The 19989-nt window shown below is 69.0% G+C and carries 18 protein-coding genes; 12 read left to right on the top strand and 6 right to left on the bottom strand.

Annotated elements, in window-relative coordinates; genetic code table 11:
- Window positions 1-26: 26 nt before the first annotated feature.
- The 6 genes from ABLG96_RS11660 (at window position 27) to dapB (ending at window position 7345) form a co-directional block, all read left to right on the top strand.
- Window positions 27-989 (top strand): bifunctional riboflavin kinase/FAD synthetase, encoded by a 963-nt coding sequence (locus ABLG96_RS11660; protein ID WP_353647559.1) that lies wholly within the window; start codon window positions 27-29, stop codon window positions 987-989.
- 115 nt (window positions 990-1104) lie between these two features.
- Window positions 1105-2142: a GH25 family lysozyme gene (locus ABLG96_RS11655; RefSeq protein ID WP_353647558.1), complete on the top strand. Its 1038-nt coding sequence runs from the start codon at window positions 1105-1107 to the stop codon at window positions 2140-2142.
- Between the two features lie 199 nt (window positions 2143-2341).
- The gene (rpsO, locus tag ABLG96_RS11650) at window positions 2342-2611 is read left to right on the top strand and encodes a 30S ribosomal protein S15 (RefSeq protein WP_353647557.1); all 270 of its coding nucleotides are present in this window, start codon (window positions 2342-2344) and stop codon (window positions 2609-2611) included.
- Window positions 2612-2932: 321 nt separating this feature from the next.
- On the top strand, window positions 2933-5152 hold the full coding sequence (locus tag ABLG96_RS11645; protein WP_353647556.1) for a polyribonucleotide nucleotidyltransferase: 2220 nt from the start codon (window positions 2933-2935) through the stop codon (window positions 5150-5152).
- 40 nt (window positions 5153-5192) lie between these two features.
- On the top strand, window positions 5193-6581 hold the full coding sequence (locus ABLG96_RS11640; RefSeq protein WP_353647555.1) for a pitrilysin family protein: 1389 nt from the start codon (window positions 5193-5195) through the stop codon (window positions 6579-6581).
- Window positions 6578-7345 (top strand): 4-hydroxy-tetrahydrodipicolinate reductase, encoded by a 768-nt coding sequence (gene dapB, locus ABLG96_RS11635; RefSeq protein ID WP_353647554.1) that lies wholly within the window; start codon window positions 6578-6580, stop codon window positions 7343-7345. The genes ABLG96_RS11640 and dapB overlap by 4 nt, the downstream gene beginning before the upstream one ends.
- Before the next feature lie 437 nt (window positions 7346-7782).
- Here the strand turns inward: dapB and ABLG96_RS11630 are convergent, their stop codons facing one another.
- Together ABLG96_RS11630 and ABLG96_RS11625 are read right to left on the bottom strand one after the other, a co-directional pair.
- On the bottom strand, window positions 7783-8961 hold the full coding sequence (locus ABLG96_RS11630; RefSeq protein WP_353647553.1) for a glycosyltransferase: 1179 nt from the start codon (window positions 8959-8961) through the stop codon (window positions 7783-7785).
- 163 nt (window positions 8962-9124) lie between these two features.
- Window positions 9125-10366 (bottom strand): DUF480 domain-containing protein, encoded by a 1242-nt coding sequence (locus tag ABLG96_RS11625; RefSeq protein ID WP_353647552.1) that lies wholly within the window; start codon window positions 10364-10366, stop codon window positions 9125-9127.
- An 85-nt stretch (window positions 10367-10451) separates the two neighbouring features.
- On the opposite strand from ABLG96_RS11625, the gene ABLG96_RS11620 reads away from it, so the two are divergent.
- Together ABLG96_RS11620 and ABLG96_RS11615 are read left to right on the top strand one after the other, a co-directional pair.
- On the top strand, window positions 10452-10670 hold the full coding sequence (locus ABLG96_RS11620) for a hypothetical protein (RefSeq protein ID WP_353647551.1): 219 nt from the start codon (window positions 10452-10454) through the stop codon (window positions 10668-10670).
- A complete protein-coding gene (locus ABLG96_RS11615; RefSeq protein WP_353647550.1) occupies window positions 10667-11137 on the top strand; it encodes an NUDIX domain-containing protein in 471 nt (156 codons plus the stop codon). Before ABLG96_RS11620 ends, ABLG96_RS11615 begins: the two co-directional genes overlap by 4 nt.
- Window positions 11138-11219: 82 nt before the next feature.
- Here ABLG96_RS11615 and ABLG96_RS11610 read toward each other — a convergent pair whose 3' ends face one another.
- On the bottom strand, window positions 11220-12008 hold the full coding sequence (locus ABLG96_RS11610) for a DeoR/GlpR family DNA-binding transcription regulator (protein ID WP_353647549.1): 789 nt from the start codon (window positions 12006-12008) through the stop codon (window positions 11220-11222).
- A gap of 288 nt (window positions 12009-12296) precedes the next feature.
- Here ABLG96_RS11610 and ABLG96_RS11605 point away from each other — a divergent pair, with 288 nt between their 5' ends.
- Genes ABLG96_RS11605 through ABLG96_RS11595 form a run of 3 tightly spaced genes read left to right on the top strand, consistent with a single transcriptional unit; the run spans window position 12297 to window position 16182 of the window.
- Window positions 12297-13469 carry a M20 family metallopeptidase gene (locus tag ABLG96_RS11605; protein ID WP_353651475.1) on the top strand — a complete coding sequence of 391 codons (1173 nt, stop codon included), beginning with the start codon at window positions 12297-12299 and terminating at the stop codon, window positions 13467-13469.
- Between the two features lie 56 nt (window positions 13470-13525).
- On the top strand, window positions 13526-14776 hold the full coding sequence (locus ABLG96_RS11600; RefSeq protein WP_353647548.1) for a crosslink repair DNA glycosylase YcaQ family protein: 1251 nt from the start codon (window positions 13526-13528) through the stop codon (window positions 14774-14776).
- Window positions 14773-16182 (top strand): gamma-glutamyltransferase, encoded by a 1410-nt coding sequence (locus ABLG96_RS11595; protein WP_353647547.1) that lies wholly within the window; start codon window positions 14773-14775, stop codon window positions 16180-16182. The genes ABLG96_RS11600 and ABLG96_RS11595 overlap by 4 nt, the downstream gene beginning before the upstream one ends.
- Window positions 16183-16259: 77 nt before the next feature.
- Here the strand turns inward: ABLG96_RS11595 and ABLG96_RS11590 are convergent, their stop codons facing one another.
- The 3 genes from ABLG96_RS11590 to ABLG96_RS11580 form a co-directional block, all read right to left on the bottom strand.
- Window positions 16260-17345, bottom strand: a complete 1086-nt coding sequence (locus ABLG96_RS11590; protein WP_353647546.1) for a class I SAM-dependent methyltransferase — start codon at window positions 17343-17345, stop codon at window positions 16260-16262.
- Between the two features lie 25 nt (window positions 17346-17370).
- Entirely contained in the window at window positions 17371-18282 is a 912-nt protein-coding gene (locus tag ABLG96_RS11585) for a DUF4097 family beta strand repeat-containing protein (RefSeq protein ID WP_353647545.1), read from the bottom strand.
- Between the two features lie 117 nt (window positions 18283-18399).
- Entirely contained in the window at window positions 18400-18930 is a 531-nt protein-coding gene (locus tag ABLG96_RS11580; RefSeq protein ID WP_353647544.1) for a toxin-antitoxin system HicB family antitoxin, read from the bottom strand.
- Window positions 18931-19108: 178 nt separating this feature from the next.
- Between ABLG96_RS11580 and thyX the strand changes: the two genes are divergently transcribed.
- Entirely contained in the window at window positions 19109-19867 is a 759-nt protein-coding gene (gene thyX, locus ABLG96_RS11575) for an FAD-dependent thymidylate synthase (RefSeq protein WP_353647543.1), read from the top strand.
- Window positions 19868-19989 lie beyond the last annotated feature (122 nt).

Below are 19989 nucleotides of genomic sequence, written 5' to 3'. Positions count from 1 at the left end.
CCGAGGCGACGAGGAGGCCCGAACACGTGTTGCGCTGGCGAGGATTCGAGCAGATCCCTGAGGACTGGGGACGCTGCGTGCTGTCGATCGGGGTGTTCGACGGAGTGCACCTGGGTCATCAGGTGTTGGTCGGACGACTGGTCGAGCGGGCGAAGGAGCTGGGGTTGCCGTCGGTGGTGATGACCTTCGATCCGCATCCGTCCGAGGTGATCCGGCCGGGGAGCCACCCGGCCTCGCTGAGCACCCTGCGCCGGCGCGCCGATCTGATGGCCGAGCTCGGTGTCGACGTGTTCCTGGTGGTGCCGTTCGATCCCCGGGTGGCGGCCATCCCCGCCGGAGAGTTCGTCCACGACCATCTGGTCGACGAACTGCACGTGGCGCACGTGTTGGTGGGGGAGAACTTCCGCTTCGGCCGCCGCGGCGCCGGGGACGTGGATGTGCTGCGCTCCTTGGGTCGGCGGTTCGGCTTCACCGCTGAGGAGATCGCCCTGGTGGGTCCGGACGGTGTCGATCGGTCGGGCTCCCATGAGGGCTTCACCGTCTCGAGCACCTATGTGCGGGCGTTGGTCGACGCCGGCGACATGCGGGCTGCGGCGAAGGCCCTGGGCCGGTGGCACCGGCTCGACGGAGTGGTGGTCCACGGCGAGGGTCGGGGCGGCTCGGTGTTGGGTTATCCCACCGCGAACCTGGATGTGGCACCGCACGGAGCGGTCCCGGCAGACGGCATCTATGCCGGTTGGTTCCTGTTGGGCACCAGGCGTTCTCCGGCGGCGATCTCGGTGGGCAGCAATCCCACCTTCGACGGGACCCGACGCACCGTCGAGGCCTTCGTCCTCGACGGCGGCGCCAACTTCTACGGCCGCCGGGTGGCGCTGGAGTTCGTCGAACGGCTCCGCGGGCAGATCCGCTACGACGCGGTGGAGCCGTTGATCGAACAGATCGGCAAGGACGTCGAGCAGACCCGCGAGATCCTGGATCGCGATGGCTGAGCCCCGGTCGTCGCGGCCGGGCCACGTCCATGTCAATTCTTGGCGAGCGGCGCCGGTCGGTCGGTGCTAATTTCCCCGGGTCAGTGCATCCACGTCCCACCCGAGGAGACGAACCATGAAGCCACCATTCCGACGCGGTCGCGGCGCCCTCCTGCTGGGCGGGGCCGTACTCCTGGCTGTGACCGGTGGCGGCACGATCGCCTCCGCAGCCGCACCCGACGGCCCGTCCGTGGTCGGCGACCGTGGACACTCGGCCACCCTCGCGGCCGAGGCGCAGGCCGCGACGAACTTCCCCGCCACCGCTGATCTCGACGGCCGCTCGGGCCCGTCGCTGTCCGCGAGCATCCTCAAGGTGAACGCCTACCTCAGCGGCAGTTCGGTGCCGGTGGTGTGCCAGACCAGCGGCGGGGCGGCCTACGGCTCCACGATCTGGGACTACACGTCGGCCGGCTACTACGTCACCGATGCCTATGTGAAGACCGGGTACAGCGGATTCAACCCGAATCTGCCGCGCTGCACCCAGAGCGGGGGGAGCACGGTGAAGGGCATCGACATCGCGAGCTACCAGGGGGCGAACTTCGACTTCGCCGGTCAGTACGCCGCCGGAGTCAGGTTCGCGTACATCAAGGCCACCGAAGGATCCACCTACACCAGCTCGACGTTCTCGGCCCAGTACACCGGTGCCACGAACGCCGGGATGATCCGCGGCGCCTACCATTTCGCGAACCCGGCCGGCGCGTCCGGCGCCACCCAGGCGACGTTCTTCGTCAATCACGGGGGTGGTTGGAGTGCCGACGGGAAGACCCTGCCGGGAGCGCTGGACATCGAGTACGGCTCGCCCACCTGCTACGGCCTCTCGAGCAGTGCGATGAACTCCTGGATCAAGTCGTTCCTGGACAAGTACGAATCCTTGACCGGGCGCAAGGCACCGATCTACTCGACCACCGACTGGTGGAAGCAGTGCACCGGCAACACGGCTCAGTTCGCCGACCACCCACTGTGGATCGCCAACTACAACGGCACCTACGCCCCGCTGCCGAACGGCTGGGCCGGGACCCCGACGATCTGGCAGTACAGCTCGTCCAACAGCCTGGACAAGAACTACTACTACGGCACCCTCACCCAGCTGAAGGCCTTCGCGACGAGCGGCTGATCACCCGGCTGCCTGCGCAGACCTGCACGCCGGTCGGCTGCGACTGCGCCGGCTGGTAACGTTGCGAGACGGTGCTGCTGCAGTCCGTGGCGGCGCACCGACATCCGTCAGCCCGTCGGCCTCCCTCCGGAGACAGCCGAGACCAGATCCCCTCGGGGCCGGGCACCTTTCACACGGTACGAGCACGAGGAGCAGCACTGTGCCATTGACCTCAGATCAGAAGAAGACGATTCTCGCCGAGTACGGCCTGCACGACACCGACACAGGGTCGGCCGAAGCGCAGGTCGCGATGCTCACCAAGCGGATCTCGGATCTGACCGAGCACCTCAAGATGCACAAGCACGACCACCACAGCCGCCGCGGCCTGATGGGCCTCGTCGGCCGTCGTCGTCGGCTGCTGCGCTACTTGCAGACCATCGACATCACGCGCTACCGCGCACTGATCGAGCGGCTCGGTCTGCGCCGATGATCCACCCCTCGCCGGGAGTGTCCGTCCAGGACCTCCCGGCGAGGTGCATCCGGCCCCGGAACAGTCCGGGACCACACAACTGAACCTCTGCGGCATCACGACCGCGGAACACCTCGCCACGACCAGTCCCACGTCCGAGATCGCCGACATGGAGCGCGATCACGGTCGGTCCTCGGTAGTGGCCTCCGGAACCTCCCCGCCTGGAGCACCTCCAGCGCAGCAGGGTCCGGTGGCTTCGATCGATGGCCGGCATCCACCGGGCACGACTCGAGTGCCTTCGGGCGTGGCGACTTCTCGTGGCAGACCGTCACAAGGAGACACATGTCAGACCCCACCGCCGTGAGCGCCACCGCTGTCCTGGACAACGGCCGCTTCGGCACCCGCACCATCCGCTTCGAGGCCGGCCGGCTCGCCCAGCAGGCCGCCGGTTCCGTACTCGCGATCCTCGACGAGGACACCGTCCTGCTGTCGGCGACGAGTGCCGGCAAGCACCCCAAGGAGAACTTCGACTTCTTTCCCCTCACGGTGGACGTCGAGGAGCGCATGTATGCAGCGGGCCGCATCCCGGGCTCGTTCTTCCGTCGTGAAGGACGTCCGTCCGAGGACGCCATCCTCACCTGCCGCCTCATCGACCGCCCGCTGCGTCCGTCGTTCGCCGACGGGCTCCGTAACGAGATCCAGGTCGTCATCACGGTCCTGGCGCTGAACCCGAACGTGCTCTACGACGTCGTGGCCATCAACGCGGCCAGCGCCTCCACCCAGATCGCCGGTCTGCCGTTCTCCGGTCCGATCGCCGGTGCCCGGGTCGCCCTGATCGAGGGTCAGTGGGTCGCATTCCCGACGGTCGAGCAGCTCAAGGACGCGGTCTTCGACATGGTCATCGCCGGTCGCATCGTGGGTGATGACGTCGCGATCATGATGGTCGAGGCCGAAGCCACCGAGCGCACCATCGAGCTCGTCGCCGGTGGCGCCACCGCCCCGACCGAAGAGGTCGTCGCGCAGGGCATCGAGGCGGCCAAGCCGTTCCTCAAGATCCTCTGCGAGGCCCAGCGGGAGCTCGCTTCCCATGTGTCCAAGGAGACCCGCGAGTTCAAGACGTTCCCGTCCTACGCCCCCGAGGTCTTCGACGCCGTCTCCGAGATCGCTGCCGGCAAGCTCGCCGACGCGATGAAGATCGCCGACAAGCAGGACCGCGACCGCGCCACCACCGAGGTCACCACGGAGGTGCTTGCCACCCTCGAGGACCGGTTCGAGGGCCGCACGGGTGAGATCAGTGCCGCGCTCAAGTCCGTCACCAAGAAGGTCGTCCGTGAGCGGATCATCACCGACCAGGTGCGGATCGACGGTCGCGGACTGGCCGACATCCGGCCGCTGTCCGCGGAGGTCGACTACCTCCCGCGGGTGCACGGGAGCGCACTGTTCGAGCGCGGCGAGACCCAGATCCTGGGTGTCACCACGCTGAACATGCTGCGGATGGAGCAGCAGCTCGACACGCTGGCTCCGGAGACCCGCAAGCGTTACATGCACAACTACAACTTCCCGCCCTACTCGACCGGTGAGACCGGTCGGGTCGGCTCCCCGAAGCGTCGCGAGATCGGCCATGGTGCGCTCGCCGAGCGTGCGCTGATGCCTGTCCTGCCGTCGCGCGAGGAGTTCCCGTACGCGATCCGTCAGGTCTCGGAAGCGTTGAGCTCCAACGGGTCCACCTCGATGGGCTCGGTCTGCGCGTCCACCATGTCACTGCTGAACGCCGGTGTGCCGCTGCGCGCCCCGGTCGCCGGTATCGCCATGGGCCTGGTCTCCGCCGAGATCGACGGGCAGACCAAGTACGTCGCGCTGACCGACATCCTCGGCGCCGAGGACGCCTTCGGCGACATGGACTTCAAGGTCGCCGGCACCAAGGAGTTCGTCACCGCCCTGCAGCTGGACACCAAGCTCGACGGCATCCCCTCCGAGGTGCTGGCCGGTGCGCTGACCCAGGCCCGTGAGGCGCGTCTGACGATCCTCGAGGTGATGAACGAGGCCATCGACGCGCCCGACGAGATGAGCGAGTTCGCGCCGCGCATCACGTCGGTCAAGGTCCCGGTGGACAAGATCGGCGAGGTCATCGGGCCGAAGGGCAAGATGATCAACTCGATCACCGAGCAGACCGGTGCGGACGTCGCCATCGAGGACGACGGCACCGTCTACGTCTCCGGTTCCGACGCTGCTGCCGTGAACGCCGCGATCGACATGATCAACGCGATCGCGAACCCGCAGATGCCGAAGATCGGTGAGCGGTTCCTGGGCACGGTCGTCAAGACCGCCGCCTTCGGCGCCTTCGTCTCGCTGACGCCGGGCCGCGACGGCCTGGTGCACATCAGCAAGCTGGGCAGCGGCAAGCGGGTCGGCAAGGTCGAGGACGTCGTGAACGTCGGCGACAAGCTGCAGGTCGAGATCGTCGAGATCGATGCCCGCGGCAAGATCTCGCTGGTCCCGGTCAAGGCCGAGGAGGTCGGCGCTGCGCCGACCGCCGACGCCCCGGTCGGAGCGGACGCCTGATCCCCGAGATCAGCTGCGCGCGCTCGTCGGCGAGTCACCGATGAGCGTGCGCACCCGGAGCACCCGGGTCCTGGAGCGCGCGGGTCTTCCCGCGCGCCAGGGCCCGGGTTCTTCCGTGGACACGGTGCGGATGTCGGTCCTTTCCGGTGGACTCCGGGTGGTGACCGAGGAGGTCGCTTCCTCGCGTTCGGTGTCGGTAGGGATCTGGGTGGGGGTCGGCTCCATCGACGAGGCCTCGACGCTGGCCGGCTCCTCGCACTTCCTGGAACACCTGCTGTTCAAGGGAACACGGCACCGCACGGGGCGTGAGATTGCCGCGTCGATGGACGCAGTCGGTGGCGAGTTCAACGCCTTCACGGCGCACGAGTACACCTGCTACTACACGCACGTGCTGGCCGAGCAGGCCGAGTTCGCGATCGATGTCGTCAGCGATGTCGTGCTGGACGCGGTGATCGCGGCCGCGGACGTCGAGGTGGAGCGCAGCGTGATCCTCGAGGAGATCGCCATGCGCGACGATGATCCCGAGGACACCCTGGCCGACACGTTCGCCGAAGGCATCTTCGCCGGTCACCCGGTGGCCGGTCCGGTGATCGGGACTCCTCGCTCGATCGAGGCGATGACCCGGAGTCAGGTCGCCGGCTACTACCGCCGTCGCTACACGCCCGACCGGATGGTCGTGGCCGTCGCCGGCGATGTCGATCATGCCGACGTGGTCCGCTGGGTCAAGCGGAACTTCGCGTCGCGGCTCTCCGGTGACGCATCACCCCGGCCCGCGCGGGTGTTACGCGGCGCCGGCCGTCCGGACCAGCAGATCCGGGTCGCCACCCGCGACACCGAACAGGCACATCTGATGGTCGGCTCTGCCGGCTTCCGACGGGACGACCCGCGTCGGCATGCGATGGCCGTGCTCAGCACCGTGCTCGGCGGCGGGATGTCGTCCCGGCTGTTCCGGACCATCCGTGAGGAGAACGGCCTCGCCTACAGCTGCTACGCAACTGCGCAGTCGTTCACCGACATCGGCTCGTTCGCCGTCTATGCCGGGTGCGCTCCGTCCAACCTGGAGACCGTTGCCACCCTGATCGCCCGCGAGTGGCGATCTGCAGTGCAGGACGGGTTCACCGAGGAGGAGGTGCGGCGGGCCCGGGGTCAGCTGGCGGGTTCGATGGCGCTGAGCCTGGAGGACACCGAATCCCGGATGAGCCGGATCGGTCGGAACGTGCTGGTGCGCACCAAGTTCACCACCGTCGACGACGAGTTGGCTGCGCTGGCCGCGGTGACCGTCGATGACGTGTGGGACGTCGCCCGCACCGTCCTGGACGGGCCGATGAGCGCCGCGGTGGTCGGACCCTATGCCGGCGTGCGGGACCTGCCTGGCTCCGTCGGCGATCTGCTGACGCCGTTGCAGGCTCGTGCGAGCATGTCGGCATGACGCTCGGAATGACGGAGCGGCCGCGGGTCGCAGTGATCGGCGCCGCGGGTCGGATGGGCATCGAGGCCTGCGCCGCAGTGGACGCCGCTGATGACCTGGACCTGGTGGCACGCCTGGGATCCGGGGACTCCCTGGACCTGCTGGTGGCGTCCGGAGCTGCCGTGGCGGTGGACCTGACCCGTCCTGACGCGGTGATGCAGACGACGCGGTTCTGCATCGATGCCGGGATCCACCTGGTGATCGGGACATCGGGGATCGATGCTGATCGGCTCGCCGAGATCTCCGGGTTGCTCGGTGACGCGCCGACGGTCGGGGTGGTGGTGGTACCGAACTTCGCCATCGGCGCGGTGCTGGCGATGCGATTCGCCCGCCAGGCTGCGCCGTTCTTCGCCGGCGTCGAGGTCGTGGAGCTGCACCATGCAGGCAAAGCAGATGCGCCGTCCGGGACCGCCGCCGCGACAGCGCGGGGGATCGGCGCAGCACGTGCGGCTGCCGGTTCGGCTGCGATGCCCGACGCGACGGTCAGCGATCCGAGCGGTGCGCGCGGGGGAGTGGTCGACGGCGTGCACGTGCATTCGATCCGGCTGCCCGGACTCGTTGCGCACCAGGAGGTTCTGCTCGGCGGCGAAGGCGAACTGATGACCATCCGCCACGACTCCCTGCACCGCGCCTCATTCATGCCCGGGGTGCTGCTCGCCCTGCGGCAGGCGCCGCTGCGCCCCGGCCTCACCCACGGCCTCGAGCCGCTGCTCGGCCTCGACTGACCTGCCGCTGATCGAGCGAGCGCAGCGAGTCGAGATCCCGCGCGTCACCCCACGCTGATCGAGCGGCCCCGCCCGCGCTGATCGAGCGAGGGACGAGTCGAGATCCCGCCTCCTGACGTTCGGTGTCGGAAAGTGGCTCCCGGTTCGGCAGAGCTGCAAGGGCCATTACGGAATTGCCGGACGCGTGGCCACTCTGCGACAGTGGCGCCGAGCGTCTGACCAGAAGATGGCGCTCGATCGCCGAATCCGCACGACGTTCTGCCGAAACGCGCATCGAGGGCCGCCTCCTCGCCATCCCAGCGGGCCTCGGCTCACTGCTCCCCGGCCACGACAACCGCGACCCGACGTGCTCGTCCCTTGCCGTCGACGGTCTCCATCTCCATCACAGGTCGGGACTGCGCAGTGGCCACTGCACGTCCACCAGACCAGCTGAGACGTCACATTGTTGCTGCGAGTGCGACCAAGCACTCGGTGGCCGGCGGTAACGCCTCGACCTCGGCCGCCAGCCGTCCGCAGGCGGCACGTGCTGCCTCGTCGCGGAGCACGGTGGTCACGGCCGCGGCGAGTCTTCCGACAGCCCGCGGCCCGTGGGGGACGAGGTCGCCGGCCCGTTGTTCGCGGGCACCTCGGTCAACCAGTGCGACCCCCAGTCCCGTCGCTTCGACGCGTTCAGCATTGGCGAACTGATCGAAGGAGAACAAGGGGATCACGATCTGCGGTACGGCCGTCACCAGCGCTGCCTGCGTCGTACCGAACCCGCCGTGACTGATGAGGAGGGCCGCGTTCGCCAGTACGTCCTCCTGGGGCCACCACCGCTCGACATGCACGTTCGCCGGTACTGCTCCGAGAGCGGCAGCATCGCCGGCCTCGCCGATGGTGAGCAACACCCGCACGGGGAGCTCGTGCAGCTGATCGACCGCACCGCCGTAGAACGTCGGAAAGTAGCCGACGGAGGCCGCGACGCTGCCGAATGTCAGATAGACGATCGGGCCGTCATGACCCGGCCACCAGTCCGGGAGTGGTCGGGCGGTCCGGGTGTCAGCGGTGTCTCGGGCGTGCGTCAGGGACCCGCGGGCCAGGAGAGAGGCCTGATCGAAGGTTGGTGGCGTGACTGTCCAGCGCTGCGCGGTCAGCAGACCTGCGGTGTCGGTTCCCACCTCGGCCAAGGGCGCCTCCAGGAGCGGGAGCAGGAGATCGTCGACGCTGCTCAGACCGATGTTGGTCTGCACGTGGGGTATGTCGCGTTCTTGCGCTGCAACGTACGAGGCGAGTTCGGCCGGCTCGCGGAGCACCACATCGGGTGACCATCTGTCCAGAATCTCCCGCATCCGGGGTAGCGCCGCCTGCAGGTCCAGTCGACCGAAGACGTCCTGGACGACCAGCTCGTCTGCCTCGCGCATCGAGAGCGACGGAATGCGGCCGAAGGTCGCACCCATGGCGGCTGGGTCGGGCTCGTCCAGTACCTCGTGGACGAAGCCCGCCTGTCGCACCGCGGCCGCGAACGATCGGGGTGCGGCGACACGCACCTCATGGCCGACTTCGGCGCTCGCGCGGGCGAAGGGCAACAACCCGGCAAAGTGACCGGCGCCCGCTGTCGTCGCTGCCAGGATCCGCACTCTGCCCACCTCCACGCCGAAAGCTACGCCTCGTGACCCGGAAGTCACACCCTGATTTCGCGGGCACTCGACGCGCGTCCGAGGGCGGCCGCCGGCTCGGCACGACCGACGGCGTGGCCCCAGTCTGAATCGGGCCGGACATCCACCCCGAGCGATCCCGGCATCAGACAGGTGCACGACCCACCAGGTAGAGCCGCTCGGTCTCCACCTCCACTGCAGGATCGGGGCTGCGCAGGTACCACTGCACATCGACCAGTCCCGCTGCGGTCGCAGCCGTGAGCACCTCATGGCGGTCGTGCAGCACGAAGTGCAGATCGACCTCGGCTCCGAACAGTTCGGTGACGTGTCGGACCTCGTCGCCGATGTGCAGTGCGATCGCCACGACCCCGCCGGGCACCAGCACCCGGGCGAACTCGCGCACCGCCTCCCCAAGTTCGGAACCGGCAAGGTGCACCAGGGCGTACCAGGCGGCGACGGCCGACCACCCGGCCGCATCGCGAGGCTTGAGCAGGCCCCGCAGGTCGCCCACCTGCAAGTCGAGTTCCGGGTGCAGACTTCGTGCTTCCTCGATCATCGCCGGCGACAGATCGATGCCCGTGGCCGCTCGTCCACGACCGGCCAAGTACGCCGCCACCTGCCCGGGCCCGCAGCCGACGTCGAGCACCGGTCCCGCTGGAGCGATCTCATCGACCCTGTCGAGCACCCAGCGATCGAACGGTTTGCCGGCGAGCTCGTCGTGCAGCGCCTGCGTGTATCCACTGGCCATCGCGTCGTAGCCGGTGCGCACCTGCGCATCCCGTAGATCGGCGCCGCCTTCGAGCACGGCATCACGATCGGTCGGCTGCGCCGTCGGGATCGGCGTGGCCTCGTCCACCGGTCCGAGCGTGTGCGCCCAGCGTGGGTCCCGCTGGCCGGGTTGGTGCTGGAGCTGCACGATCCACGGCTCACTCAGCGCGGCAAGCTCCGTCAGCAACTTCTCGACGGCTTCGCGGTCCGCGAACGGGTGCAGCCGCTCGGTGCGGGTGAACAGCTGCCCCGCGGGTTGCGGTCCGCGCAACAACAACACCGTCAGCAATGCCGTCGACGGCTCGTTCAGGGCGAGGAACTCGGTGAGCCGCTGGTGGAAGCGCACTGTGCGGGAGCCGGTGCCGGTGTGCACGAAACGCACGAGCTCACGGGACCGCAGGTCAGCCAGCGTCCGGTGGATGGTCTGCTCGTCGAGGTCGGTGAGCGGCTCCCGGCTGGACGTCTGGTTGCACGCCGCCCGCAGCGCAGCCATCGACAGCGGATAGCTCGCCGGAACCGTCTGCTGCTTCTCCATCAACGCTCCCAGCACCCGCTGTTCGACGGGGGTGAGGGACCGCGCATCCGGACCTGGTTGCGGCGCAGCGGGTATGACGCTCATGGACTCGAGTCAACACCACACTCGATCGGATGAACCCTCAGGTTCGTTCTGCGATCCAGTCGTCGAGCACGGATAGATTCTGTGCATGATGCGGTCGCGGTCAGGTCGCCCACCTCCGAAGGCATGTCCGTTGCCGGTGCTCGGTACCTCCGGGGTGGTGGGGTTGGCGCTCCTCGTCTGGTTCGTGGGCTGGGACCGGGGTGTGGTCACGCTGTGGGTCGTCCTCATCGCCGTGCCGCTCGCCACCGACTGGTGGGGGCATCGGAAGAAGGCCGCCGACCTGTTCGGCGGCCTGTCGACATGAGCGGACCGGTGCCGGTTGACAGATCTTTCATCCGCGTCAAAGCCCTGCTCATCGCGCCGAATGACGACCGGAGCGCCCACGCCGTCAGCCTGAACTTGCCGACGGCAGAGCACCCGGCCGGGTATCACCGCCTGATCGGTGGCGGGGTCGAGCTCGGGGAGACCCATCGCGATGCGATCATCCGGGAGGTCGACGAGGAGCTCGGCGCGACGATCCATGACCTCGAGCTGCTCGCCACCGTGGAAAACATCTTCCGGATCGACGGCGTGCTCGGGCATGAAGTGGTGTTCGTCCACACCGGTCGACTCGATCCTCAGCCAGCGGCGTCCGGCGCAACTCTCACCGAGAGCGACGGCAGCGCGGTGCCCGTGATGTGGCGACCGTACGACGACGTAGAGGAGCCGTTGCCGTTGTTTCCGAATGCTGTGCGCTCGATCCTCAGCCGCGCGATGGTCGTCGACCGCTGAACGGGGTCGTCGGGCAGGGCATCTCGACTCCGGCGTCGCTCGGTCATCGTCGGCTCGCTCGATCACCGGCGCAGGTGACGTTTCAGGCGAGGATGACCTCGACGCCCGCCTCACGGAAGGCGTCGACGATCTTCGGGTCGGCCGCGTCGTCCGTCACCAGGGTGGTGACCTCCGAGGCCGCGCAGATCACCGCGAAGGAACGTTCGCCGAGCTTGGTCGCATCGGCGACGACGATCACCGAGGACGCCTGGGCGACCATCATCGCGTTGACTGCGGCCTCGCCCTCGTGGTGCGCGGTGGCGCCGACCGTCAGGTCGAAACCGTCCACGCCCAACACGGTGTAGTCGAGGTGCAGCTTCGACAGACCCGGTTCCGCGAGGGGCCCGATCAGCTCATAACTGCTGGGACGTGCGACGCCGCCGGTGACGACCAGCTTGATCGTCCGGCGGACGGCGAGATCGTTGGCGATGTTGAGCGCGTTGGTGACGACGGTGAACACCTGCCCACCGGCGTCCATCGAGGGCGTGGCAGGCACCGTCACCAGCGCACGCGCCACCTCGGACGTCGTGGTCCCGCCGTTGATCGCCACCACCGAACCAGGCCGGATCAGGGCAACGGTGGCGGCACCGATCCGGGCCTTCTGCTCGATGTTGCGGCCGCTCTTGTACCGCAGCGGTAGGTCGTAGGCGACGCTCGCCTGCGCGGCACCACCTCTGGTCCTGGTGAGCAGCTGCTGACCGGCGAGATGGTCGAGGTCACGGCGGATCGTGGCCGCGGAGACGTTCAGTTCGCCGGCGGCCTCACCGACGTCGAGGCGGCCATCGCGGCCAAGGATGTCCAGCAGCGCCGTCCAACGGTCGTGCGGTCCCATCGCGTCCCTCTCCAGGCTGCCGGCTCGATCGCGTCCGGAAGGTGCTCGCTGGGTGCGCGATCATGTGCGATCGTGCACGGACAGTGCGCATTCCGGGCGTTCGAACGATCATGCACTGCTGGGGTGCGCATCCTTCATCCGGCCCACCAGGTCTCGGCTCCTCCCTCGCTCGACCACCGGTGGGGGCGTCGCTCGACCACCCGATGCTTTGCTCGCTCGGGCCGCTACCGTCAGCGGGTGACTTCCGACCAGCAGCCCACCGCCAGCTCGCTCGCCCTCGCCGCGACCATGAAGGACGACCTGATCGCCCTACGGCGGGAGATCCACGCCGATCCGGAGATCGCGCTCGACCTGCCACGCACCCAACAACGCATCCTGACGGCGTTGCAGGGCCTCGACCTGGAGGTCACCCTCGGGCGTCATCTGAGCTCGGTGGTCGCGGTGCTCCGCGGCGGCGCCCGCTCCGAGAATGCGCCGGTCGTCCTGTTGCGCGGGGACATGGACGCGCTGCCGGTCGACGAGCGGACCGGGCACCCGTTCGCCTCCACCAACGGCGCCATGCACGCCTGCGGCCACGACCTGCACGTCGCCGGCCTCGTCGGCGCCGCACGCATCCTGCACGAGCGCCGCGCCGAGCTGCCGGGCGACGTGGTGTTCATGTTCCAGCCGGGCGAAGAAGGACCCGGCGGAGCCGCCCCGATGATCGACGAAGGACTGCTGGACGTGGCCGGCCGTCGGGTCGATGCTGCCTTCGCGTTGCACGTCACGTCCGCCCAGCACCCGGTCGGCGTCTGGTTCGGACGGCCCGGCCCGCTGATGGCGGCCGCGGACAAGTGCTTCATCACGGTGCGCGGCAAGGGTGGGCACGGATCCGCCCCGCACACGGCCCTCGACCCGGTCCCGGTGGCCTGCGCGATCGTGCTCGGACTGCAGAGCATGGTCACCCGGCGGTTCGACGCCTTCGACCCGGTGGTCGTCACGGCGGGCAAGATCGCGGCCGGTACCAAGGAGAACATCATTCCGGACACCGCCACCATCGACCTCACGGTCCGCTCGTTCTCCGCAGCGCACCGCGACAAGGTGCAGCAGGAGATCATCCGGGTCGCCGAGGGCACCGCGGCCGCCCACGCGATGACCGCCGCCGTCGACTACCACCGGGAGTACCCGGTGACCGTGAACGACGAGGCCGAGTACGCAGTGCTCCGAGACGCCGTCCTCGATCTGTTCGGAGCCGAGCGGTACGTCGAGATGCCGTTCCCCGAGGCCGGATCCGAGGACTTCTCCTTCGTCGCGGAACAGGTGCCCAGCGCCTACATCTTCGTCTCCGCGTGTGTGGGCGACCCGGCGGAAGCCGCGGACAACCACTCGCCGATCGCCGATTTCGACGATGTCGTGGTGCCGGACGCCGCAGCGCTGCTGGCCGAGGTCGCGGTCCGTCGGCTCGGCGCGCCGGCGGGCTGAGGACGCCCCCGGCTCGCCACCCGGGCGGTGTCGGTGGTGCCTGACAGGATCAATGGGTGAGTCCTTCGACTGCTGCCGCGCCTCCTGCCCTGACCATCACCGCTGCCCAGGCGCGGCGCACGGCGATCGCGGCCCAGGGTCTGCACCGTCGACGCACGGGGACGTCGCCGCATCGCGGGACCTTCGCCAAGCTCGTCGACCGGATCGGCGTACTGCAGATCGACTCCGTCAACGTGCTGGCCCGCGCGCACTATCTGCCGGCCTTCAGTCGACTGGGCGCCTACCGCCCCGAGCTGCTGGACGACATCGCCTGGCCGAAGCGGAACAAGGACCGTGTCCTGCTCGAGTCGTGGGCGCATGTCGCCTCGCTCGTGGAGCTGGATCTGGAACCCGCGCTGCGCTTCCGTCAGCAGGCGATGCGGGAGCGGTGGCGGCCGCGCGATCTCATCGACGCCAACCCGGGCCTGCTGGAACGCATCGTCGAGGTCATCGACGAGCAGGGACCGATCTCCGCCGGTGGCATCGAGAAGGTGCTCGACGCCCCGGGACGCGGGCGACCGGGATGGTGGGAGTGGTCAGCCACGAAGCGCATCAGTGAGTACTTGTTCCTGAGCGGCGTCACCTCGGTGGCCGGACGTCGCTCCTTCGAGCGGCTGTACGACCTGCGCGAACGCGTTGTCCCGCAGCACATCAGAGAGCTGGCGGCACCGGAGCCGGACGACGCCAGGCGGACACTGGTGCAAAGGGCGATCCGGCACCACGGTATCGGGACCGCCGGTGACATCGCCGACTACTACCGGCTGGGGGTCGCCGACACCCAGCGAGCGTTGGCCGATCTCATCGAGTCGGGCACGGTGCTGCCCGTTGCCGTCAGCGGCTGGAAGGATCGGGTCTACCTCGATGCCGAGGCAGCCATGCCGCGCAAGGTCGACGGCCGCGCTCTACTGTGTCCGTTCGATCCGCTGATCTGGCACAGACCGCGCACCGAGCGGTTGTTCGGGCTGCACTACCGGATCGAGATCTACACCCCGGAACCGCTGCGGAAGTACGGCTACTACGTCTTCCCGCTGCTGGTCGGCGACGAGTTCGTCGGGCGATTCGATCTCAAGGCGGACCGCGCCGACGGCACGCTGCTGGTGCAGGCCAGCTGGTGTGAGCCGGGCGCCGACCCGCAGGTGGCCTGCGAGGCCGCCGTCGTCGAACTGGCCGAGATGGCGCGCTGGCTCGGCCTGCCGCGGATCGTGGTCAAGGATCGCGGCGACCTGGCCCGGCGGTTGCAGGGGGTGGTCCGTACGCTCTCCGGGTGAGCAGATCAGCCTCGGCCCCCCTGCTGCCCGGCGTCGCCGCCGGGCATCCGGCCACCGCCGAGGCAGGCCGAGAGGTCCTCCGGGCAGGTGGTAGCGCGGCCGATGCCGTGGGAGCGATGATCCTGGCCGGTTCCGTTGCGGAGACCATCTTCTCCGGGCTCGGTGGGGGTGGGTTCGCGACCCTCTACGACGCGGACTCCCGCGAGGTCAGCTGCCTGGACTTCTTCGTCGCCGTGCCCGGACTGGGTGGCGCGGCGCGGCAGCCTGGGCGTGCCATCGAGGTCGCCTTCGGGGGAATCGCGGTGCCCTACGAGGTCGGGGGATCCACGGTCGCCGTGCCAGGAACTCCGTCCGGCGTGGCGGAGCTGCACCGGCGTGCCGGTCGACTCGAGTGGGCGTCCGTGGTTGCTCCTGCGGAGAAGCTCGCCGCGAACGGCACCCAGTTTCCCGCCCAGCACGCGTCGATGCTGGTCGAGGTCGCCCCGGCGATGCTGCTCGGCGACGGCATCGCGGCGTACTCGGACCTCGCGACCGGTCGGCTGCTGGGCACCGGTGAGACGCTGCTGCATCCGGGCCTCGCGGACACCCTGGCGCGGTATCGCGAGCAGGGTGTTGCGGCTCTGATGGACGGCGAGTTCGCCGAGACGCTCGTGCGCGAAGTCCAGGCTGACGGTGGCGCACTGTCGATGGAGGACCTCGCCGCCTACCGGGTGCGCGAGCTGCCGACGGCTTCGGTGCAGATGGGTACCGGCCGGGTCCGGTGCCGGACCGACGATCTCGACGGACTCGCTGCGACCATCGGACGACTCGACGCATCGCGCGTGACAGCCGGCGAACCGCACCGCAGCCTCGCACTCGTCGAGGCCCTGCGCGGGCCGGCGGTCCGCTCCGAGACCACCTCCGTCGCTGCCGTCGACGCACAGGGCAATGCCTGCGCTGCAACACATTCACTCGGGCTCGGCAGCGGGATCTGGGTGGGCGGGGTGCACGCCAACTCAATGCTCGGTGAAGGGGAACTGTTGCGGGGGGAACTCGTACCCGGACAACGTATGGGGTCGATGATGACTCCGCTCGTGGTCACGGATCCGGACGGGGCCCTGATGATGGTGCTCGGCGCCGCCGGTGGATCGCGGATCCGGCACGCCCTGGTGCAGGTCCTGAGTGGGGTGCTGCTGGAGGATCGCGAGCTGCCGTCCGCGGTGGCCGCGCCCCGGCTGTCTGCCGCCGCCGATCTCGTCCACCTGGAACCGGGTGTCGATCCGTCCGTGCTGCCGGCCCTGCAGGATGCCGGTCTGCCGGTGTTCCAGTGGCCGGAACAGCGACCCTACTTCGGTGGGGTGGCCGGCGTCGGCCCAGGTGGTCCGGCGGCGGATCGACGACGCGGGGGAGCGGCCCTGCTGGCGTGATCACCCACCGGCCGAGCGGCAGCAGGACCTGCCCGGGCAGGCGATCCTGCAGGAACGCCGGTTGGCTGCCGCGGGGTTCACTTCCCGGGGCGGGCCCGGGACGAGGTGATGGTGAACTTCGCGTTGCGGGCGACCTGCCTGGTCGATCCCACCAGTCGGTCCAGCTGCGCGCGGTTGTCCAGGTGGGAGTTCCACACCGTCCACAGCTCGCCGCCAGGGCGCAGCGCTCGTGCGGCGTCGGCGAAGAGCCGAGGCGCGATCTGTTCGTCGACGCTGGACCCCTCGTGGAACGGTGGGTTCAGCGCGACGAACGACACGCTGTCGTCCGCCAGCAACGACAACGCGTCATCGCGTCGGACGTCCATCCGGTCGAGCACATCGTTCGCTGCTGCGGTGGCCAGGGTGGACCGCGTCGCGGCCGCCGACTGGTCGCAGGCAATCACGGTTCGGTCCGGATGCTGCAGTGCCAGGACGGCGGCGACCACGCCGCTGCCGCACCCCAGGTCGACCATGCCGTCGCCCTCGATCCGCTCCGGCAGGTTCTCCAGCAGGAACCGGGTACCGATGTCGATGCCGGTACCGGCGAACACGCCGCCCATCGCGCAGACGGTGACGTCACCGATCCCTGGCAGTGGGTGGATCCTGCTGCGCGGCAATGGATCTGCACCGTCGTGCGGGCCGGTCGCGATCAGCGCCCTCGACTTCTGACGGGCATGGGTGACGTCGACCCGGCCGAAGAACTCCCGCAGTACGTCGTTCATCGCCGTCGTCATGTGCTTGATCCGACCCCCGGCGACGACCACCACGCCGGGCGCAGCGTGGGCGGCGATCAGACCGGCGACGTCGCGCAGCCGGTCCAGACTCTTCGGCAAGCGGAGCAGGACCAGCTCGACTCCGTCGACCAGCGTCGGACCCAGTGGGTGCGCGGTCACGCCGTCGATGCCGAGATGCTCGCACCGGACAGCAAGGTCACGCTCGTCCCGCAGCAGGTCCTGGTGGACCCGCACCTCCCGCTGCCCGTCCAGGCCCAGCACCAGGTCCGTCACCGGATCCCCGATCACGGCAACGGACCCGACGCTGCCGAGCAGTTCACGGGCGTGGTCGAGGATCAGCCGGTCGGCCGCATCCGGTTCGGCGACGGGATCGGGCGGCCGTGGATGCATCAACTGAACCTACAAGGGTCTGCCGTCAGCTCGTGACCCACGCGGAGCCGGTCGCGATCCGGCGCAGTCGGATGTCCCCGGAGGTGGTGCGACAGGTCAGCGAGATCCGGCGCTGCGGATCTGCGGCATCTCCGGCCGCCGGGTCGGGCTGGTCGGACTCGACCTCGAAGTCGTTGCGCACCCCGCCGGACACTGTGCGCAGATCGATCTTCGCCAGCGCGCCGGGAAGAAGGCCGATGCTGACATCGCCGGAGACGGAGGTCGCCTCGATCACGCCGTCGAGAAACGAACCGATCTCGACATCACCGGAGACGTTGCGGACGAAGACATCCGACAATGGTTCTGCCACCCGGACATCTCCCGAAGTGGCGTGCACGCTGACCGACCCTCCGGAGCGGCCGATGGTGACGTCGCCCGAGGCGGTCCGGAACTCGGCGTCCGCACCGTGCTCGCCGACCCGGATGCTGCCGGACGCGGTCTGCACGAGCGAGCCGCGTTCGATGGTGCCCACGGTGACGTCGCCGGAGGCCGAGCGGACGTCGAGTCGGTCGGCGCGACCATCGATCCGCACATCGGCGGACTGTGCCTGCACCCGGACCCCGGATCCCAGCGGAGCGGTGACGGTGACGGCGAAGCTGGTCTTCCAGCCGGATCGGGCCGGGTCGGTGTCCACGATGAGGACGCCTCCTCCGGAGTCGACCATGCGCAGATCGACGCGGACGTCGTCCACCGGGTCGTGACCGCTGCGGCCGACATCCGCGCGGCTGGAGTCACGACGGAACCCGGCGACCAGGTCACCCAGCAGGCCACCGGCCCCGGGGATCTGCTCGACGGTGACGGTGGAGGTGGTGACGGACTCGGTCAGGTCGACGGTCACGTGACCGGCGGCATTGCGGATCTCGACGATGACCGGGTCGGGGGTGAGGTAGGTGTGCATGACGCTTCTCCCAGGAGGGTTTCGACAGGGCGGGGACGGGGTGTTCCGGATCGAGCGGGCGGCCCGAGGGGGGCCGGGGAATCTCGGCGAGCGGGCGCCGACGGGTGCGACGGAGTGTCAGGTCCGGATCCAGCCGCTGCTGGAGCGGCCGTTACCCGGGCGACGGGGCTGCTTGGACTTGTCGCCACCCTTGACGGATTCGGACACCGCACGCGAGATGTAGGTGTTGAGCGAGACACCCTGGTCGGAGGCGGCAGACTCGGCCTGGTTCTTGAGATCCTGGAAAAGTCGCACCGTGGTGCGGGAGAGCTCTGACCCGGCATCCTTCATGGCCTGTCCCCAGCCGCCCTCGGTGTCCGGGGCGGACCCGGCGCGGTCGGTCTCGGATTCGCGATCCACCGGTCGACTGACGGAGACCTTCACCTCGTTGCCCTCCAGGCGGACGTCGACCGTGACGTCCCCGGACGACTGGAGTTCGCCGGTGATCTCGCCGGCCATCTGGGCCAACGCGTTCATCATGGCGAGCCGGATGCTGGGTTCCACGGCGGCTGCGAGTGCTGTCGCAGTGCGATGGGTGTTCTCATCGCCCAGTGCGGCTGCTTGCAGGAGGTCGCGACGGACGGATTCGACGTACGGGCTGAGGTCCATGACGTCATCATGGCAGCGGAAGTGGCGTCATGCAAGAGTCAGTGCGACACCAGAGTGGCGTCAGGAGTGATGAAGCATCGGACGCTTACGATCACGCTGTGCTCAGCCGCCCTCCGCTCCACCGTCCATCGCCTGTCAGCACACTGCCCGGCAGAGCTCTCGGCACCGGCTTCCCTGGATGAGTACTGCACTGCGGGTCACGTTGATCGGTTCCTCCGGATTCGTTGCACCCCAGCATGTTCGGTTCGATCATGCACACACGGACGGTCAAGCGCTGATCGAGTTCGCCGGCCGGTCGATCTATCGCTCGTTCGACCGTCCACGGTCGGAGACCGCTGACACCGGCGACTTCCTCGAGCACCTGATCTCCGTCGGGCATCTGGCTGCGCTCGAGCATGCGAGCGCGACCCTGTACGTCCAACACGTCTCGCAGGCAGCGGCCGGTGAGCTGCTGCGGCATCGGCACCTGTCGATCTCCCAGCTCTCACCGCGGACCCCGGTCCGGGACGTGGTGGAGCCGCCCGAGATCGCCGCGGATCCCGTGCTGCACCTGCGGTTCGGCGAAGCGATCGATGCGCTCGCGGTGGCCCATGACGAGCTGTTCGCTGCCCTGGGTGGCGAGGCAGATCGGGCGACCGGGCCTACCCGCGGCGCGCAGACAGCGGATCTCGCGCACAAGCAGGCCCGCCAGGCGGCCGCCGCTCTGCTGCCCCGGGCGTCGGCCACGGATCTGGTGGTCACCGCCAACCATCGCGCCTGGCGGCACGTGATCGCCGTGCGCGCCACCGATGCCGCCGACCGGGAGATCCGCGCCATCGCGGTGGCTGTCCTGGAGGTGCTCACGAAGCTTGCTCCGCACCTGTACGGAGACTTCAGGATCAGCACCCTGCCGGACGGATCGCGCACCGCGGCGTCGCCGTTCACCGGGAACGCCTGACCGGACAGCGCTCCGCGTGCCGCGCGTCGGTCTGGCGCGATCCAGAGGATGGGTCTAGGTTCGCATCACTCGGATGAGTGTCGTGCACGTCACATCGCCGCCGGGGCGATGTGCAGCCTGTC

The sequence above is a fragment of the Nakamurella sp. A5-74 genome, from assembly GCF_040438885.1.
In the GTDB taxonomy this organism is placed as follows: domain Bacteria; phylum Actinomycetota; class Actinomycetes; order Mycobacteriales; family Nakamurellaceae; genus Nakamurella.
Note: the sequence above shows the minus strand (reverse complement) of the source record. Positions and strands in the feature narration are given on the sequence as shown.

What these genes read in the sequence shown, in the direction of transcription:
- ABLG96_RS11615 (WP_353647550.1), top strand. Translation starts at nt 10,667, where the DNA reads ATGAGCGGACCGGTGCCGGTTGACAGATCTTTCATCCGCGTCAAAGCC.
- ABLG96_RS11620 (WP_353647551.1), top strand. Translation starts at nt 10,452, where the DNA reads ATGATGCGGTCGCGGTCAGGTCGCCCACCTCCGAAGGCATGTCCGTTG.
- dapB (WP_353647554.1), top strand. Translation starts at nt 6,578, where the DNA reads ATGACGCTCGGAATGACGGAGCGGCCGCGGGTCGCAGTGATCGGCGCC.
- ABLG96_RS11655 (WP_353647558.1), top strand. Translation starts at nt 1,105, where the DNA reads ATGAAGCCACCATTCCGACGCGGTCGCGGCGCCCTCCTGCTGGGCGGG.
- ABLG96_RS11585 (WP_353647545.1), bottom strand. Translation starts at nt 18,282, where the DNA reads ATGCACACCTACCTCACCCCCGACCCGGTCATCGTCGAGATCCGCAAT.
- ABLG96_RS11645 (WP_353647556.1), top strand. Translation starts at nt 2,933, where the DNA reads ATGTCAGACCCCACCGCCGTGAGCGCCACCGCTGTCCTGGACAACGGC.
- thyX (WP_353647543.1), top strand. Translation starts at nt 19,109, where the DNA reads ATGAGTACTGCACTGCGGGTCACGTTGATCGGTTCCTCCGGATTCGTT.
- ABLG96_RS11640 (WP_353647555.1), top strand. Translation starts at nt 5,193, where the DNA reads ATGAGCGTGCGCACCCGGAGCACCCGGGTCCTGGAGCGCGCGGGTCTT.
- ABLG96_RS11605 (WP_353651475.1), top strand. Translation starts at nt 12,297, where the DNA reads ATGAAGGACGACCTGATCGCCCTACGGCGGGAGATCCACGCCGATCCG.
- ABLG96_RS11610 (WP_353647549.1), bottom strand. Translation starts at nt 12,008, where the DNA reads ATGGGACCGCACGACCGTTGGACGGCGCTGCTGGACATCCTTGGCCGC.
- ABLG96_RS11590 (WP_353647546.1), bottom strand. Translation starts at nt 17,345, where the DNA reads ATGCATCCACGGCCGCCCGATCCCGTCGCCGAACCGGATGCGGCCGAC.
- ABLG96_RS11580 (WP_353647544.1), bottom strand. Translation starts at nt 18,930, where the DNA reads ATGGACCTCAGCCCGTACGTCGAATCCGTCCGTCGCGACCTCCTGCAA.
- ABLG96_RS11625 (WP_353647552.1), bottom strand. Translation starts at nt 10,366, where the DNA reads ATGAGCGTCATACCCGCTGCGCCGCAACCAGGTCCGGATGCGCGGTCC.